This is a genomic window from Kitasatospora sp. MBT66, assembly GCF_000710405.2.
In the GTDB taxonomy this organism is placed as follows: Bacteria; Actinomycetota; Actinomycetes; order Streptomycetales; family Streptomycetaceae; genus Kitasatospora; species Kitasatospora purpeofusca.
Map to the genome: position 1 here is coordinate 225,599 of NZ_JAIY01000020.1, position 15,127 is coordinate 240,725.

13 protein-coding genes and 1 tRNA gene are annotated in these 15,127 nt (G+C 73.2%); 2 read left to right on the top strand and 12 right to left on the bottom strand.

The window, feature by feature from the left end:
* Positions 1 to 81 precede the first annotated feature (81 nt).
* The 11 genes from shc to BI06_RS42085 all read right to left on the bottom strand — a co-directional run bounded on the left by shc (position 82) and on the right by BI06_RS42085 (position 12,845).
* Entirely contained in the window at positions 82 to 2,172 is a 2,091-nt protein-coding gene (gene shc / locus BI06_RS42035) for a squalene--hopene cyclase (RefSeq protein WP_233290528.1), read from the bottom strand.
* Positions 2,173 to 2,179: 7 nt separating this feature from the next.
* Positions 2,180 to 3,268 carry a polyprenyl synthetase family protein gene (locus BI06_RS42040; protein ID WP_051742961.1) on the bottom strand — a complete coding sequence of 363 codons (1,089 nt, stop codon included), beginning with the start codon at positions 3,266 to 3,268 and terminating at the stop codon, positions 2,180 to 2,182.
* 167 nt (positions 3,269 to 3,435) lie between these two features.
* On the bottom strand, positions 3,436 to 4,872 hold the full coding sequence (gene hpnE, locus BI06_RS42045; protein ID WP_030392173.1) for a hydroxysqualene dehydroxylase HpnE: 1,437 nt from the start codon (positions 4,870 to 4,872) through the stop codon (positions 3,436 to 3,438).
* Positions 4,873 to 5,038: 166 nt separating this feature from the next.
* Entirely contained in the window at positions 5,039 to 5,896 is an 858-nt protein-coding gene (gene hpnD, locus BI06_RS42050; RefSeq protein ID WP_051742930.1) for a presqualene diphosphate synthase HpnD, read from the bottom strand.
* A 41-nt stretch (positions 5,897 to 5,937) separates the two neighbouring features.
* Positions 5,938 to 6,984 carry a squalene synthase HpnC gene (gene hpnC / locus BI06_RS42055; protein WP_082559072.1) on the bottom strand — a complete coding sequence of 349 codons (1,047 nt, stop codon included), beginning with the start codon at positions 6,982 to 6,984 and terminating at the stop codon, positions 5,938 to 5,940.
* A gap of 278 nt (positions 6,985 to 7,262) precedes the next feature.
* Positions 7,263 to 8,039 carry an ABC transporter ATP-binding protein gene (locus BI06_RS42060; RefSeq protein WP_030392170.1) on the bottom strand — a complete coding sequence of 259 codons (777 nt, stop codon included), beginning with the start codon at positions 8,037 to 8,039 and terminating at the stop codon, positions 7,263 to 7,265.
* Positions 8,040 to 8,103: 64 nt separating this feature from the next.
* Positions 8,104 to 9,051 (bottom strand): ABC transporter permease, encoded by a 948-nt coding sequence (locus tag BI06_RS42065; protein WP_043477386.1) that lies wholly within the window; start codon positions 9,049 to 9,051, stop codon positions 8,104 to 8,106.
* Between the two features lie 168 nt (positions 9,052 to 9,219).
* Positions 9,220 to 10,131, bottom strand: a complete 912-nt coding sequence (locus tag BI06_RS42070; protein ID WP_043477401.1) for a glycosyltransferase family 2 protein — start codon at positions 10,129 to 10,131, stop codon at positions 9,220 to 9,222.
* 71 nt (positions 10,132 to 10,202) lie between these two features.
* Positions 10,203 to 10,940, bottom strand: coding sequence for a CDP-alcohol phosphatidyltransferase family protein (locus BI06_RS42075; RefSeq protein ID WP_030392167.1), 738 nt, complete (start codon positions 10,938 to 10,940; stop codon positions 10,203 to 10,205).
* Between the two features lie 88 nt (positions 10,941 to 11,028).
* Positions 11,029 to 12,102 carry an iron-containing alcohol dehydrogenase family protein gene (locus tag BI06_RS42080; protein ID WP_030392166.1) on the bottom strand — a complete coding sequence of 358 codons (1,074 nt, stop codon included), beginning with the start codon at positions 12,100 to 12,102 and terminating at the stop codon, positions 11,029 to 11,031.
* A complete protein-coding gene (locus tag BI06_RS42085; RefSeq protein WP_030392165.1) occupies positions 12,090 to 12,845 on the bottom strand; it encodes a sugar phosphate nucleotidyltransferase in 756 nt (251 codons plus the stop codon). The genes BI06_RS42080 and BI06_RS42085 overlap by 13 nt, the downstream gene beginning before the upstream one ends.
* 351 nt (positions 12,846 to 13,196) lie before the next feature.
* On the opposite strand from BI06_RS42085, the gene idi reads away from it, so the two are divergent.
* Positions 13,197 to 13,850 (top strand): isopentenyl-diphosphate Delta-isomerase, encoded by a 654-nt coding sequence (gene idi, locus BI06_RS42090; RefSeq protein ID WP_078879687.1) that lies wholly within the window; start codon positions 13,197 to 13,199, stop codon positions 13,848 to 13,850.
* A gap of 115 nt (positions 13,851 to 13,965) precedes the next feature.
* On the opposite strand, the gene BI06_RS42095 is transcribed toward idi, so the two are convergent.
* Positions 13,966 to 14,382 carry an ATP-binding protein gene (locus tag BI06_RS42095; RefSeq protein ID WP_369826384.1) on the bottom strand — a complete coding sequence of 139 codons (417 nt, stop codon included), beginning with the start codon at positions 14,380 to 14,382 and terminating at the stop codon, positions 13,966 to 13,968.
* Positions 14,383 to 14,808: 426 nt separating this feature from the next.
* On the opposite strand from BI06_RS42095, the gene BI06_RS42100 reads away from it, so the two are divergent.
* Positions 14,809 to 14,896: transfer RNA gene (locus BI06_RS42100), tRNA-Leu, on the top strand.
* Positions 14,897 to 15,127: the final 231 nt, after the last annotated feature.

Here is a 15,127-nt window from a genome sequence, read left to right on the forward strand (position 1 = left end):
CGGCCGCGCCCCGCCAGTCCCCGCCGCGCAGGGCCCACACCTCGGGGCCGAGCGCGCAGAGGACCAGCAGCGGGGCAGCGGTCACCGGGACGCCCCGATCGGCGCGGTACCGGTGGCCGGCCGGCCGGCCGCGGGGCCGCCGTGCAGGTAGCGGCCGAGCGCGGTGACCGGGAAGACCAGCCGGTACAGGTGGTAGTTGATGGAGAAGTCCCACGGGAAGCCGGTGCCGGTGAACTGGGGCTCGTCCCAGGTGCCCTCGGGCAGCTGGGTGCGCACCAGCCAGTCGACGCCGCGCTCGACGGCGGGGTTGGCCCGGCCGTCCGGCCCCTCCCCGGCCGCGAGCAGCGCCATCAGCGCCCAGGCGGTCTGCGAGGCGGTGGAGTCGCCGCGCCCGGCCCAGCGCGCCGGGTCCTCGTAGGAGCGCATGTCCTCGCCCCAGCCGCCGTCGGTGTTCTGGCGGTCCTCCAGCCAGCGGACGGCGCGGCGGATCGCCGGGTGCTCGGCGGGCACGCCGACGGCGACCAGGGCGGGGAGCACCGAGCCGGTGCCGTAGATGTAGTTGGTGCCCCAGCGGCCGAACCAGGAGCCGTCGGCCTCCTGGTTGCGCAGCAGCCACTCGACGCCGCGCCGGGTGCGCGGGTCGCGGGCCTTGCCGACCTCGGCCAGCATCTCCACGACGTGGGCGGTGACGTCCGCCGACGGCGGGTCCACGACCTCGCCGAAGTCGCAGAACGGCAGCTTGTTCGGCAGGGTGCTGGTGTTGTCGACGTCGAAGGCGCCCCAGGCGCCGTTCTTGGACTGCATGCCGAGGTTCCACCGCACGGCCCGGTCGACGGAGCCGGCGACCTTGGCCGGGTCCGGGTGGGCGACCCGGCAGAGCGCGAGCACCACCTCGGCGGTGTCGTCGATGTCGGGGTAGGTGTCGTTCTCGAACTCGAACGCCCAGCCGCCGGGGGCGAGCGAGGGCCGCTGGACGGACCAGTCGCCGCGCTTGGTGATCTCCTCGCCGAGCATCCAGTCGACGGCGGAGACCAGCGCGGGGTGGTCGGCCGGGAGCCCGGCGTCGACCAGGGCGACGGTGGCCAGGCAGGTGTCCCAGACCGGTGACTGGCAGGCCTCCAGCCAGCGCCGGCCGTCCGGGGTGTGCACGGTGAAGCGGTCGAAGGAGGCGAGTCCGGCCCGCATCACCGGGTGGTCGAGCTCGTAGCCCTCCAGGTGCAGGGCGATCAGCGAGTAGACGGCGGGCGGCTGGATGCCGCCCCAGCAGCCGTCGGCCTCCTGGCGTTCGACGATCCAGCGGCAGGCCTGGGAGACGGCGAGCCGGCGCAGCGGGCGCAGGGCGCGGTGGTGGTAGGCGTGCAGGGCCTTGTCCAGGCGTTCGAACAGGCCGTCCCAGCTGGTGGCCGGGGCGAGCGGCCGGACGGGGAAGGGGTCGTCCGGGTCGGTGTGCAGCTCGGTGAGCGCGAAGGGCGCCGGGCGTACCGGCCGGTGCGCGGAGACGACGGTCAGCGGGACGATGGTCTGCCGGGCCCAGCAGCCGAAGGCATAGATGTTGAGGGGCAGCCACCTCGGCAGGAACATGATCTCGGGCGGCATCTCCGGCAGCCGTTCCCACGGCCACCAGCCGAACAGCGCGAGCCAGATCCGGGTGAAGACCCGGGCGGCGGCGATGCCGCCGGCCGACCGGATCCAGCGCGCGGCGGCCATCATGTGCGGGGCGCCCGGGTCGTCGCCCGCGAGCTTGAGGGCGACGTACGCCTCGACGGTGGTGGACAGCTCGGCCGGTCCGCCGTGGAAGGTGGACCAGGTGCCGTCCTCGCGCTGGTGGGAGCGGATCCATTCGGCGGTGGCCTTGGTCTGCTCCTCGGTCCGGATCCCGAGGAACTGCCGGAGCAGTAAGTCCTCGGCGTCCATGGTGACGTTGGTCTCCAGATCGCCCTTCCACCACCCTTCCGAACTCTGCAGCGAGAGCAGGTGGGTGGTGGCGCGGGCCAGTGCCTCCTCGGCGGAGGCGGCCCCGTTCTGCGATTGCTCGGTCCGGTCGGCCGACGCGGCGGCGGCCCCCTCGGGCTGCCACTCCCCGGCGCCCAGGAGCGCCGGGGCGAGGCCGCCCACCGCGACCGGCTCGGGATCGTACTCAGGGTCGAGCCGGCCGTCCGCGGTTGCTGTCAACGTAACGTCACCTCTCTCGTACCACCACGAATTCGGCGAGTGCGACGAAGTGCTCGCGCACCACATCGGGCATGGGCACCTCGTCCAGCGCGGCGAGGGCAGTCGTGTGCTGGCGGCGGGCCTCCTCCTGGGTCCAGGCGCGGCCGCCGGCCTGCTCGATCAGCAGGGCGCGGGCGGCCAGCTCGGTCTCGCTCTCCTCGCCGCGCCCCTTGGGGTCGGCGAGCTGTTCGGCCAGTTCGCGGGAGGCCGGGCCGCCCTCGGCGAGCGCCGCGGCGACCGGCAGGGACTTCTTGCGCTGGCGCAGGTCGCCCCAGTGCGGCTTGCCGGTGACCTCGGTGGCCCCCCAGATGCCGAGCAGGTCGTCGACGGCCTGGAAGGCCAGGCCCAGGTGGTCGCCGAAGCGCTGGAGCGAGTCCGAGACCTTGTCGTCGGCCCCGGCCAGGACGGCACCGAGCGCGGCGCCGGCGGAGAGCAGGGCGGCGGTCTTGCCGCCCTCCATCTCCAGGCACTCGGCGACGGTGACGGTGTCCCGCTGCTCGAAGGCGACGTCCATCGCCTGCCCGTCGATCAGCCGGCGGCTGGCGGTGTTGAGCAGCCGGACGGCACGCGCGGCGTCGGTGGGGCTCGCGCCGCCCGCGGTCGCGGCGTCGAGCAGCACCTCCGTACCGAGCGTGGCCAGGGCGTCACCGACCAGGATCGCCTGGGCCGGACCGAAGACCGTCCAGGCGGTGGCCCGGTGGCGCCGGGTCTCGTCACCGTCCATCAGATCATCATGGAGCAGGGAGAAGTTGTGCACCAGTTCAACAGCGACCCCACCGGGCACCCCGGCCTCCGGCGGGGCACCGGCGGCCTGGGCCGAGAGCAGCGCCAGGGTGGGGCGCACGGCCTTGCCGCCGTCCCCCGCGACCGGCGTGCCGTCCCGGTCGATCCAGCCGAAGTGGTACGCCGCGACCATGTCCATGGGTGCGGCCAGCCGGGCGACGGCGGCCCTCAGCGGCGGGGTGCAGAGCGCGCGGGTGCGGTTGAGCAGTTCCGGCACCGAGACCGGTCCGGCATGTGCCGTGCCTCCGCCGACGGTGCCGGTGCGTGACTCCACGTACGTTCCCTCTCCCTGGTGGTGCCTGGCCGCGTGGGACGGCCCGAGGCTGGCGGTGGTGGTGCGGCCGGACTCGGCGCGTCCGGGGGCGGTGGCGCCGCCGGGGCCGAGCGGGTGGGTACCCGCTCTGGCGGGCTCGCCGAGGTCCCCGGCGAACGCGGTGCCGGTCACCTCGGCCACCTCCCGTCGCCGCGGTCGGACGGCCGGGGCCGGCCGTCGGCGGCCGGTACCGCGTCGGCGGCGGCGTGACCGCTGCGCACGGCCCCCTCCATGGTCGCGGGCCAGCCGGTGGCCGTCCACGCGCCGGCCAGCAGCAGGCCGGGGACGGCGGTGCGCGGGCCGGGCCGCAGCGCGGCGGTGCCCGGGGCCGGGTCGAAGGTGGCGGTGCGCTCGCGGGTGACGAAGAAGTCCAGCACCTCGGCCCCGCCGGCGGCGGGCAGCAGCCGGGCCAGCTCCGGCAGGTAGCGGCGGCGCAGTTCGGCCACCGGCAGGTCGATCTCGTCCTCCACGGCGGACTGCGAGAGCGCCAGGTACTGGGCGTCGGGGTGGGCCGCGCCGAGCGAGGTGCCGGCCAGCCCGGAGTGCGCGGTGCGGTCGAAGACCCACTGCACGGGCGAGCCGAGCGCGGCGAAGAACGGCCGGCGCAGCACCTTGCGGTCGTAGACCACGTGGACGTTGAGGATCGGCGAGGTGCCGAAGCGGGCGAGCCGGTCCTGGTGGGCCAGCGCGTCGGGCGGCAGCAGTTCCAGCGCGGTGTCCTGGGCGCCGGCCAGGACCACCGTCTCGGCGGTGAGCGGCTCGCCGCCGCCCTCCAGTCGGACGGTGTGCTGCGGGACGGCCGGCTTGAGCTCGGCCACCCGGGCGCGCAGCAGCACCTTGACGCCCGCGCGCTCCAGCTCGGCGAGCGCCCGGTCGTGGTGGATGGTGCCGAGCGGGACGGCGGCCATGCCGATGTCGGAGGCCCCGGGGTCGGAGAGCAGGCCGGTCTTGAACACCATCGCGGCCAGTGCCAGCGACACCCGGTCGGCCCTGGCGTTCAGGGTGGCCACGCCGACGAGGTCCCACAGCGCGGCGACGGTCCGCTCGTTCTGGCCCTGCCGGCGCAGCCAGTCGCCGAAGGAGACGGCGTCCAGGGTCGGGTCGGCGAGGTCCAGGCGGCGCAGTGCGAGCGCGCCGCGGACCACCCGGGCCCGGTCGGCGGGGCCCAGGTGCGGGTAGCGGGCCAGGCTGCCGGCGAGGTGCAGCGGCACCGGCAGTGCGGCGCGGCCGAGCCGGCCCAGGGTGCGGACCGGTGCCTCGGCGGGCCCGGAGACGCCCAGGACGGGCACGTCCAGCCGGTCCTGGAGGTGGACCAGCCGGTTGGCGCCGAGGCGCTCCAGCAGGCCCCGGTAGGCGGTGCAGCAGCGCAGGTACACGTGCTGGCCGTTGTCGACGGTCAGCTCCCCGCGCCGGAAGGAGAAGGCCAGGCCGCCTAGGCGGGGCCGGCCCTCGGCGAGGGTGACCCGGTGGCCCGCCTCCGCCAGCCGCAGCGCGGCGGTGATGCCCGCGAGGCCGCCGCCGACCACGACGGCGGCCGGGCGCGCGGCGTCGGCTCGCCCGGTCATCCGACCTCCCCCTCGCGTCCGGCGCCCGGTCCGGTCGTGACCGGAGCGCCCGTGGTCAGTGCCGTCGGGTCCGCGGTCAGTGCGGCCGGGCCCGACCCAACGGTCAACAGGGCTCTACCCATAAGTGATTCCCCGCTGACACAGCGTGACAGAACTGTGGCAAGAATCAAGAACGCCCCCCGGCGAGCCCGGAAAGCGCCACGTACGCCTTCTCCCAGCCCGGCAGCGAGACCCGGCCGCGCAGCACCGACTCCGGGTCGGCGGCGATCCGGCCGAGCAGCCGGTGGTAGATGCCCGCCATGGCGGCGGTGCAGGCCCGGCTGCGGCGGTCGAGCATCGGGAGCAGCCGCAGGCCCTCCTCGAAGGCCGCCTGGGCGCGGGCCGCCTCGAAGGAGACCAGCCCGGCGAAGTCGGCCCCGACCGGGGGCCGGGGGCGGGCGAAGCCCTCCTGGCAGCCGAACCTGACGAGGTCCTCCATCGGCAGGTAGGTGCGGCCGTTGAGGGCGTCCTCGCGCAGGTCGCGCAGGATGTTGGTGAGCTGCAGCGCCAGCCCGAGGGTGTCGGCGTACCGGGCGCCGCGCTCGGGGTCGTCGCAGCCGTAGACGCCGAGCGACAGCCGGCCGATGGCCCCGGCGACGCACCGGCAGTAGACCTTGAGCTCCTCGTAGGTCTGGTACTCCGCGCCCTTGAGGTCCATCTCGACGCCGTCGATCAGCTCGTCGAAGCCGCCGAGGTCGATCGGGAAGCGCCGGGCGCTGTCCGCGAGCGCGACCTTGATCGGGTCGGTGTCGTCCTCCGCGACGGAGCCGGCCCGGATCTCGTCGAGCAGTTCGCGGGTGCGCAGCAGCGCCTCCGCCTTGCGGTCGGCCGGGAGCTCGCCGTCGCCGATGTCGTCCACCCGGCGCGCCAGCGCGTACAGGGCCGACATGGCCAGCCGCTTCGGCTCGGGCAGCAGCCTGATGCCGTAGCTGAAGTTGCGGGCCTGCAGTCCGGTCACTGCCTCGCAGTACCGGTAGGCCGCCATGACCGGAGCCGACGCCAGTGGTGATGCCGCCACGCGGGCGTTCACCTTCCCTTCGCGAAGATGGCCGCCGCCTTCGCTGCGAGGCGGCGCTTGTCCGGCTTCGCCTGCTGGGCGAGCACGTCGTACCCGACGCCCTCGACGGCCGCCAGGGCCGCGTACCCGCCCGCGGTGAATCCCGCGAGGAGCAGTCGAAGCCTCCCCCGAACCGTACCTACCAATGGCGCACCTCGGTCGAGCAGGGTGCGGGCACGGTCCGCCTCGAAGCGGATCAGCTCGCGGACGGCCGCCCCGGCGCTCGGGGCGGCGAGGTCGGCCTCGGTGACGCCGAAGCGTTCGAGGTCCTCGGCCGGCAGGTAGATCCGGCCGCGGGCGAGGTCCTCGGCGACGTCCTGGAGGTGCTCGACGATCTGCAGGGCCCGGCAGATGTCGTCGGACATCGCGATCCGCTCGGGGGTGGCGAAGCCGGCGAGGGCCAGGACCAGTCGGCCGACCGGGTCGGCGGAGAGCGTGCAGTAGGCGATGAGCTCGTCGTAGTCCCGGTAGCGGGTGGTGGTCTGGTCGACCCGGTTGGCCTCGATCAGCCGGCGGAACGGCTCCGGGGTGAGCCCGTGCCGGTCGACCAGGGGGACCAGCGGGCGCAGCAGCGGGTGCCGGGGGGCGTCGCCGCGGGCGGGGTCGAGGGCACTCTCGAAGACCCGGTCGAGGTCGCGGTCCAGGCCGTCCAGCAGGGCGAGGCGGAACGCCGTTCCGGCCGGGGAGGGCCGGTCGGGAGCGGGCGGGCCGGACTCGGCCGAAGGGGTGAGTCCGAGGTCCTGGGACGGCCCCGTCGGCTCCGGCGGCGCGGGCACGCCGAGCAGCGCGGCGGTGCCGGCCGGGTCGGCGAGGTCGCCGTCGCCGGCGTCGTCCACCAGCCGGCAGAAGCCGTAGACCGTCATGAGGTCGTCGCGCCACGCGGCGGGCAGGAAGAACGGGGCGACCGGGAAGTTCTCCGCGCTCGCCTTCGCCAGGGTCGCCGCCCCCGCGGGGCCGGGGTCCGGGCGTCCGCCGCCGGGCGGGGACTCACTACTGGGCTGGGCCGAAGCCGACACTGCTGTCACTCCCCCGTTCTACACCGCTCAAGTGATCGGCCCGAGTCGGACACGCGTCCGATCACGGGCGTCACGTCCGGCACACCACCCCCGCGCCGTACAGCCTGACACCGACGCCCGCGCCGGAGAAGAGCGCCTCACCCGGCGCACGGGGCGCTCACCCGGGCGGGGGCGGGCCACCCGGGGCACGGCGGGGCCCGGGCGGGGGCGCACGAACGACAGGGGCCGGCCCCGGGTCTCCGCCCGGGACCGGCCCCGTCGCACGGACCGGTGCGGTACTACGGGCGCTCGCCGCGCTCGTAGGCGCCGACGACGTCCTCGGTCGGACCGTCCATGATCAGCTCGCCGGCCTCGATCCAGATGGTCCGCTCGCAGGTCTCGCGGATCGACGCGTTGTCGTGGCTGACCAGGAAGACCGTACCGGCCTCCGCGCGCAACTCCTCGATCCGCTTCTTGCTGCGGGCCTGGAAGGCCTGGTCACCGGTGGCCAGCGCCTCGTCGATGAGCAGCACGTCGTGGGTCTTGGCGGCAGCGATCGCGAACCGCAGCCGGGCGCCCATGCCGGAGGAGTAGGTGCGCATCGGCAGCGAGATGAAGTCGCCCTTCTCGTTGATGCCCGAGAATTCGACGATCTCCTGGTAGCGGCTGCGCACATCGGCCGGCGACATGCCCATGGCGAGGCAGCCGAGCACGACGTTGCGCTCACCGGTCAGCTCGTTCATCAGCGCGGCGTTGACGCCGAGCAGCGAGGGCTGGCCGTTGGTGTAGATGCCGCCCTTCTCGGTCGGCAGCAGACCGGCGATGGCCGCCAGCATGGTGGACTTGCCGGAGCCGTTGGAGCCGATCAGGCCGATCGCCTCGCCCTTGTACGCGGTGAAGCTGACGCCCTTCACCGCGTGCACCTCGCGGACGCCGGACGCCCGCTTGCGGCTGATGATCCGGCTCAGCGCGGAGGTGGCGCTGCCCTTGCCGGAGCCCGCCCCGTGCACCCGGTAGACGATGTGCACGTCGTCCACCACGACGGTGGGGTCGCGGGCCACGTCGGCGTCGAACACCTTGCGGCGGGGAGGAAGAGCGTCCTCCAGGTCCTTGCGCAGGTCGGCCCCTCGAACATCGGTGTCAGCCACGGCCGTACTCCTCCTCAGCCTTCCAGAAGAAGACATATCCGACGACGAACATACCGACTGCCCAGGCGATCGCGTACTTCCACTGGTGCGGCGGGAAGTCCTGGTGCGCGGGGAGGTGCTTGTTGTAGATGATCGGGGCGAAGGCGTGCCGGATCAGGTCCATGTAGACCGAGGCCGGGTTGAGCTGCATCACCTTCTGCCAGAACTCCGGCCAGGTGCTGATCTTGTCCTGGATGCTGAACATCACGCCGGACAGGAACATCCAGGCCCGCATCGCGAACGGGATCAGCTGGGAGATGTCGCTGGTCTTGGAACCGATCCGGGCCATCATCAGGGCCACACCGGTGTTGAACGCCGACTGCAGCAGCAGGGCCGGGAGCACGAGGACCCAGGTGCGGCCGATCTCGATCCCGCTCGCCAGCACGACGCCGACCAGCACGACCATCGAGATCAGCAGCTGCTGGAGCTGGATCACGGTGAAGGCGATCGGCAGCGAGGCACGGGGGAAGTGCAGCGCCCGGATCAGCCCGAGGTTGTCCGCGATCGCCCGGGTGCCCGACTGCACCGCGTTCTGGGTGAACTGGAAGACGAAGACGCCGATGCAGAGCCAGGCGGTGTACGTCCCCTCGGGGAAGTTGTCCTTGCTCTTCAGGATCACACCGAAGACCAGGTAGAACACCGCGCAGTTCAGCAGCGGGGTCACGACCTGCCAGAGCTGACCGAGCTTGGCATCGGTGTACTGGGCCACCAGGCGGGCGGTGGCGAAGGCCCAGATGAAGTGACGCCGGGCCCAGAGCTGCTTCGAGTAGGCGACCAGGCCGGGCCTTCTGCCGCTCACGGTCAGGCCGTACTTGTCCGCAAGCTGCTTGGGGGTCAGGCCCGCGTCCGCCCCCCTCGGGGCTGAGAGGCTGACGGGTTCACTCACTGTCGACACATTCATCCTTCACGCGGGATCGTCGGGGCGGGCCGGTCGACGGGGGTCCGCCGGCCTTGCGCCGATGGGGATCCACTCGGATCTCGGGGGGAGTGCGGCCGGTGTGTGGTCACCGGCCCGACGACCGACCTGCCGCCCCGGTGACCGGAAGTCACCGGACGGTCACCGGACGGATCAGATGACCGGCGGTCGGCCCAGCCTGGTCAGTCGCCAAACGGTACGCCATCGCATGGGCCGCCGCGTACCGCAGGGTTCGCGCCAGCCCGCCCGGAACCCGCCCCACCAGGCCTTGAACGCCTCGGGGGAGGGTCGGCGGGCCAGCGTGAGCAGGAACCAGGTTCCCAGGTATAGAGGCACCAAAGGGGCCGGAAGGTTCCGTCTGGCGAGCCAGACCCTGTTCCGGGCCACGTTGTGGAAGTACGAGGCGTGCCGGGCGGGCGAGGTGGTGGGGTGGTGCAGCACCACGTCGGCCCGGTAGTCGATGGCCCAGCCCGCGTCCAGCGCGCGCCAGGCGAGGTCGGTCTCCTCGTGGGCGTAGAAGAACTCTGCGGGCAGCTGGCCGGAGTTCTCGAACACCGCGCAGCGCACCGCGCTCGCCCCGCCGAGGAAGGTGGTCACCCGGGAGGAGTGCAGCGGGTCGCTGGCGCGCAGCCGGGGCACGTGCCGGCGCTGGGTGACGCCGGTCTCCGGGTCGGCGATCCGGAAGCTCACGATGCCGAGCTCCGGGTCGGCCGTGAAGGCCTCGCGCAGCAGCCGGGCCGAGTCGGTGCCGGGCAGCCGGCCGTCGTCGTCGAGGAACAGCACCGCGTCGACGTCCCGGCCGTCGGGGCCGAACAGCTCGATGCCGACGTTGCGGCCGCCCGGGATGCCGAGGTTCTCCGGCAGCTCGACGGAGCGCACCCCGGCCGGGAGCGGCGGCAGCGGGGCGCCGTTGGCGACCACGGCCAGCTCGACGGCCGGGCCCTGCTGGGCGCGGACCGACTCGATCAGGGCGGTCAGCTCGTCCGGGCGGTTGCCCATAGTGATGATCACCGCGCCGAGCCGGAAGGCGTCGGCACCGTTGGCGGCGGTGGCCTGCTCCGTCATGCCCGTCCCCGTCCCCGTCGCGCCCGTGCCCGTCGCGCCCGTGCCCGTCGCGCCCGTGCCCGTCACGTCGCTCACCGGAGCCTGCTCGACAGGACGATGCTCAGCAGGTGCAGCACGGTCTGCAGCATCGCGATCGCGGCCAGTACGACCACCGCGATCCGGGTGAAGAAGAGGCCGCCGTGCACCAGGTCGGCGACGCCGGCGGCGAGGATGAACAGCGAGGCCTCGACCGCGCCGACCAGCCGGTGGAACTTGAGGACCGAGGCCGCCCGGCGGGCCTTGGCGACACCGGCCGAGCGCGGCACCGAGGCGCTGTCCTCGACCGCCGTCAGACCGCTGCGGGCGCGGGCCACGTCGACCAGGTCGGTCTCCGACTTGATCAGGATCGCGCCGAGCGCGGCCAGGGTGCCGAGGAAGGCCCACTCCCACTGCGCGGCGCTGCCCTCGCGGTGCAGCAGGTCGGTGGCGCGCAGGCCGAGGCCGGTCAGCAGGGCCGCCTCGGACATGTAGTGGCCGACCCGGTCCAGGTAGACGCCGGTGAGCGAGGTCTGCCGGCGCCAGCGGGCGACCTCGCCGTCCACGCAGTCCAGCAGCAGGTAGAGCTGGATCAGCACGGCCGCCAGCACCGCGCCGGCGATCCCGGGGACGATCAGCGCGGCGCCGGCCAGGATGCCGGTGAGCATCATCAGGTAGGTCAGGCCGTTGGGCGTGATCACCGTGACCGTGGAGAGCACCCGGGTGATCCGCAGCGAGATCCGCCGCATGTAGAGGCGGCCGGCCCAGTGCTCGGCACTGCGGCGCTGGAGCATGCCCTCCGGGTGGATGACCGCGCGCAGCTCCTCGATCGAGGGGCGGCGGGTCAGGTCGACCGGCGGCGTGGACCCGGCGGCGGAACGGTCAGCAGTTGACGGCTTGGACATAGTCGGCGTACGCGTCCCTGATTGCGGAAGGGGAGAGGTCGAGGTGTTCGAGGATGGTGAAACGGCCCGGCCGGGTATTCGGAGCGTAGTGCACCGCCTCGGTGAACTCCGCCTCGGTGAAGCCGATCTGAGCGGCGGTCACCGGCAGTCCGTGGTGCGCCAGGCGCTCCACGATCAGACCGGTCAGCTCGCGCTCGCCCCGCAGGAAGCTGGCGAAGGCGGCGCCGAGGCCGACCTGTTCGCCGTGCTGGGCGGACCGCTTGGGATACAGCACGTCCAGGGCATGCGAGATCTCGTGGCAGGCACCCGACGAGGGCCGGGTGCTGCCGGCGATGTTCATCGCGATGCCGGACAGTACCAGTGCCTCGGCGAGGGCGGTGAGGAAGCCCTGATCCTGAAGGTTTCCTGGGTGCCGCAGCAGGTTCTCGCCCGCCGAACGGGCCATCGCGACGGCCAGTCCGTCCACCGGTTCACCGGTCTCGGCGTGCGACAACTCCCAGTCGGCGCAGGCCGAGATGTTGGAGACGATGTCGCCGATGCCGGCCGCGACGAAGCGCGGCGGGGCGCCCTGGATCACGTCCAGGTCGATCACGATGCCGATCGGGCTAGGCACCCCGTAGGAACCGCGCCCGGCGTCGTTGTCGAGGGTGGAGACCGGCGAGCAGATGCCGTCGTGGGCCAGGTTGGTCGGGACCGAGACCAGCGGCAGGCCGAGCCGCGCGGCGGCGTACTTGGCCACGTCGATGATCTTGCCGCCACCCAGGGCGACGATGGTGTCGTAGTGGCCGCCGCGCACGCCGCCGCGGATCTCGTCCGCCAGCCGCACCGCGCTGTCGAGGCTGCCGTCCGCCACGCTGTACCAGTCGGCGCCGGGCAGGGCCGGCTCCAGCCGGGCCCGCAGCACCGAACCCGAGCCGTTGCTGATCGCCACCGCGATCCGGCCCGAGGCGGACAGCCGCTGGTCGGCGAGGATGCCGCCGAGCGCGTCCAGCGCGCCCGGGCGGATCTCCACGAAGAGCGGCGACGGCACCAGCCGGGTCAGTACTGGCACGCGATCTCCCGCGCCTTCGCCAGGTCGTCGTGGTTGTCGACCTCGACCCAGGAGACCTCGCCGATCGGCTGGACGTCGATCCGCAGGCCGCGGTTCACCATCTCCTGGTAGCCGTCCTCGTAGTACAGCTGCGGGTCGCGCTCGTAGGTGGCGCGCAGCGCGTCGGCGAGGTCGGCGGCGGCGGCCGGGTTGATCACGGTGACACCGATGTACTCGCCGGTGGCCTCCGCCGGGTCCATCAGCTTGGTGATGCGGCGCATGCCGGCGGCCGGGTCGACGACCACCTTCATCTCCTCGTCGGCGAGCTTCTTCACCGTGTCGAGGGCGAGCAGGATGCCGGGCTCGCGGCCCTCGGCGGTCAGCCGGGCGTTGGCCTCCAGCATGGTGCGCTGGACCTGGACGGGGTGGACGGTGTCGCCGTTGGCGAGCAGCAGGCCCTCGGTGAAGAGCTCACGGGCGCACCAGAGCGAGTAGGCGTTGTTCCACTCCTCGGCCTTGTCGTTCTCGACCAGGGTGAGCTTGACGCCGTACTTGCGCTCCAGGGCGTCCTTGCGCTCCTCGACCGCCTCCTTGCGGTAGCCGACGACGATCGCCGCCTCGCGCAGGCCGACCTCGGCGAAGTTGCCGAGGGTGAGGTCCAGGACGGTCCGCTCCCCGTCGACCGGCACCAGCGCCTTGGGCAGGGTGTCGGTGTACGGGCGCAGCCGGCGGCCGGCGCCGGCTGCCAGAACGAGGCCGATCATGCGGGTCTCCTGATCCGTCGTGCTGAGCGCGGCCCCGCCCGGACCCGGGAGTCTTCCGGGGTCACCGGCGGTGGCGCGCCGGGGCCGCGAGATGCGGCCGCGGTGTCCTATGTGATGGTAGGCGACCACGACTACCTGCCAGAACGCGGCCGGACACTCGAACACACATCGAACACATTCCGAACGGTTCTGCTAATCCGACGCCCGTCCCGGGCCGCCGGGCGGCCCCCGGCGGCCGGGTTGTGCGTCGGGCCCCTCCCCCGTGCCACCCGTACGGCAGACTGGGGCGCGACGCCACCGGTGCGTGCCGTGGTTGCTCCCCGTGCTCCCGAAGCTGCCGAAAGAGGCCTCATGCCCCAGAGCCTGCCGACCGATCCGACCGCCCCCGCCGGGCTGGACACCGGCCTCGACACCGGCCTCGACGTCGAGACGGACGTCGACGCCGTCGCGGACGCCGCCGGCACTCCGGAGGAGATCCTGCTGGAGCTGGTCGACGACGAGGGCGTGACCATCGGCACCGCGGAGAAGCACTGGGCGCACCAGCAGCCCGGGCGGCTGCACCGGGCGTTCTCGGTCTTCCTCTTCGACCGGCAGGGCCGGATGCTGCTCCAGCGCCGGGCCCTGGGCAAGTACCACTCCCCCGGGGTCTGGTCGAACACCTGCTGCGGCCACCCGTACCCCGACGAGCCGCCGTTCGTGGCCGCCGCCCGGCGCACCGCGGAGGAGCTGGGCGTCGCCCCGGCGCTGCTGTGCGAGGCGGGCACGGTCCGCTACGACCTGCCGGACGAGGCCACCGGCCTGATCGAGCGGGAGTGGAACCACCTGTTCGTGGGTCTGGTCACCGCGCCGGTGCGGCCCAACCCGGACGAGGTGGACGACTACGCCTTCGTGACCGCCGAGGAGCTGCGCGAGCTGGAGGCGGAGCGGCCGTTCTCGGTGTGGTTCCGGACGGTCTTCGAGGCGGCGCTGCCGGGGATCCGGGAGATCGCCGGCAAGGACTGGTAGAGCGCTCCGGGCGGGGCCGCCGCGCGGCGGCCCCGCCGGGCCGCGGCGGCCGAGGGCCTCTCGTCGGCCCCGCCCCCGGCCCGTAGCCCGGCGCGACCGGGGCTGCCCGGCCCGGCTAGGGCTCCTCGCGCGGGACGGGCAGCGAGGCCCAGATGACCTTGCCGCCCTGCCCCGCCTGCTCCACGTCGCACACGCCGCCGGCCTGCAGCGTGACGCTCTTGACCAGCAGCAGCCCGCGCCCGCCGGTCCGCCCGGTGTCGGCCGCCAGGGCCTTCGGCCGGTACGGGTCGCCGTCCTCGACCGAGACCCGCACCCAGCCGCCCCGCACCACCAGCTCGGTGGTCACCTCCGGCGACAGCTCGGCGGCGTGGGTCACCGCGTTGCCGACCAGCTCCGAGACGATCAGCAGCAGGTCGTCCACCAGCTCCTGGTAGCGGATCTCCGCCATGCCCTGGGCCAGCAGCCGGTCACGCACCGCGTGCCGGGTGCGCGGGACCGAGGCCTGCTCGGCGGGCACGGTGAAACGCCACACCCCCTCGACAGGACCGCCGCGCGCCACTGCCGACGCGGCGGTCACCCGTTTCTCCGGCGCCGTCGACGCCGCCTCTTCCTCGCTGATCCGCTCCACGTCCAGCCGCCCTTCGTCCGCGACCCCGGGAATCAGGCGTTCCGCTCATGGCGCCCTCGGTCCACAGAGGCTAGGAGAGCCACCCCCGGGGCCGTGGCACCGTCGACAACTTGCCCGTGTCGGACCAGAGCCGACCGATACCGATCGTTCATCGACCGCAACTCGACCGTTTACCGTCCTTGAACCACCGGTTCGCGCACAGCAGCGATCCGTACCGCCGCCCCCCACCATCCCGACCGGGGAAACGCAGGTGAGAAGCACTCCGAAACCCTGGTAATGTTCTCTCTGTCGCCGAGGGGGCGAGCAGAAAACCCCCGAAGCACACACCCCGTCCGGGTGGCGGAATGGCAGACGCGCTAGCTTGAGGTGCTAGTGCCCTTTATCGGGCGTGGGGGTTCAAGTCCCCCCTCGGACACCAGCGATTCCCCGTGGGAACTCACAAGAGTTCCCACGGGGAATTTCTTTTTTCCCCGGGACCTCCCGACCGCCCTTCCCGGGCACCCCGCGCACCCCGCGCGCGCCCCGCCGGTCGTCTCCGCGCGCCCCCGCCGAAGGTCAGAGGTTCGGACACGAGATGGCAACGATCGGGTGTTTTGCGGTGAATCTGAGGTCCAGCTGAGGTTTCGCCCGATTTCGCCCCTTAGGCTCT

What these genes read in the sequence shown, in the direction of transcription:
- hpnE (WP_030392173.1), bottom strand. Translation starts at nt 4,872, where the DNA reads ATGACCGGGCGAGCCGACGCCGCGCGCCCGGCCGCCGTCGTGGTCGGC.
- hpnD (WP_051742930.1), bottom strand. Translation starts at nt 5,896, where the DNA reads ATGGCGGCCTACCGGTACTGCGAGGCAGTGACCGGACTGCAGGCCCGC.
- BI06_RS42065 (WP_043477386.1), bottom strand. Translation starts at nt 9,051, where the DNA reads ATGAATGTGTCGACAGTGAGTGAACCCGTCAGCCTCTCAGCCCCGAGG.
- BI06_RS42070 (WP_043477401.1), bottom strand. Translation starts at nt 10,131, where the DNA reads ATGACGGAGCAGGCCACCGCCGCCAACGGTGCCGACGCCTTCCGGCTC.
- BI06_RS42075 (WP_030392167.1), bottom strand. Translation starts at nt 10,940, where the DNA reads ATGCTCCAGCGCCGCAGTGCCGAGCACTGGGCCGGCCGCCTCTACATG.
- BI06_RS42085 (WP_030392165.1), bottom strand. Translation starts at nt 12,845, where the DNA reads ATGATCGGCCTCGTTCTGGCAGCCGGCGCCGGCCGCCGGCTGCGCCCG.
- idi (WP_078879687.1), top strand. Translation starts at nt 13,197, where the DNA reads ATGCCCCAGAGCCTGCCGACCGATCCGACCGCCCCCGCCGGGCTGGAC.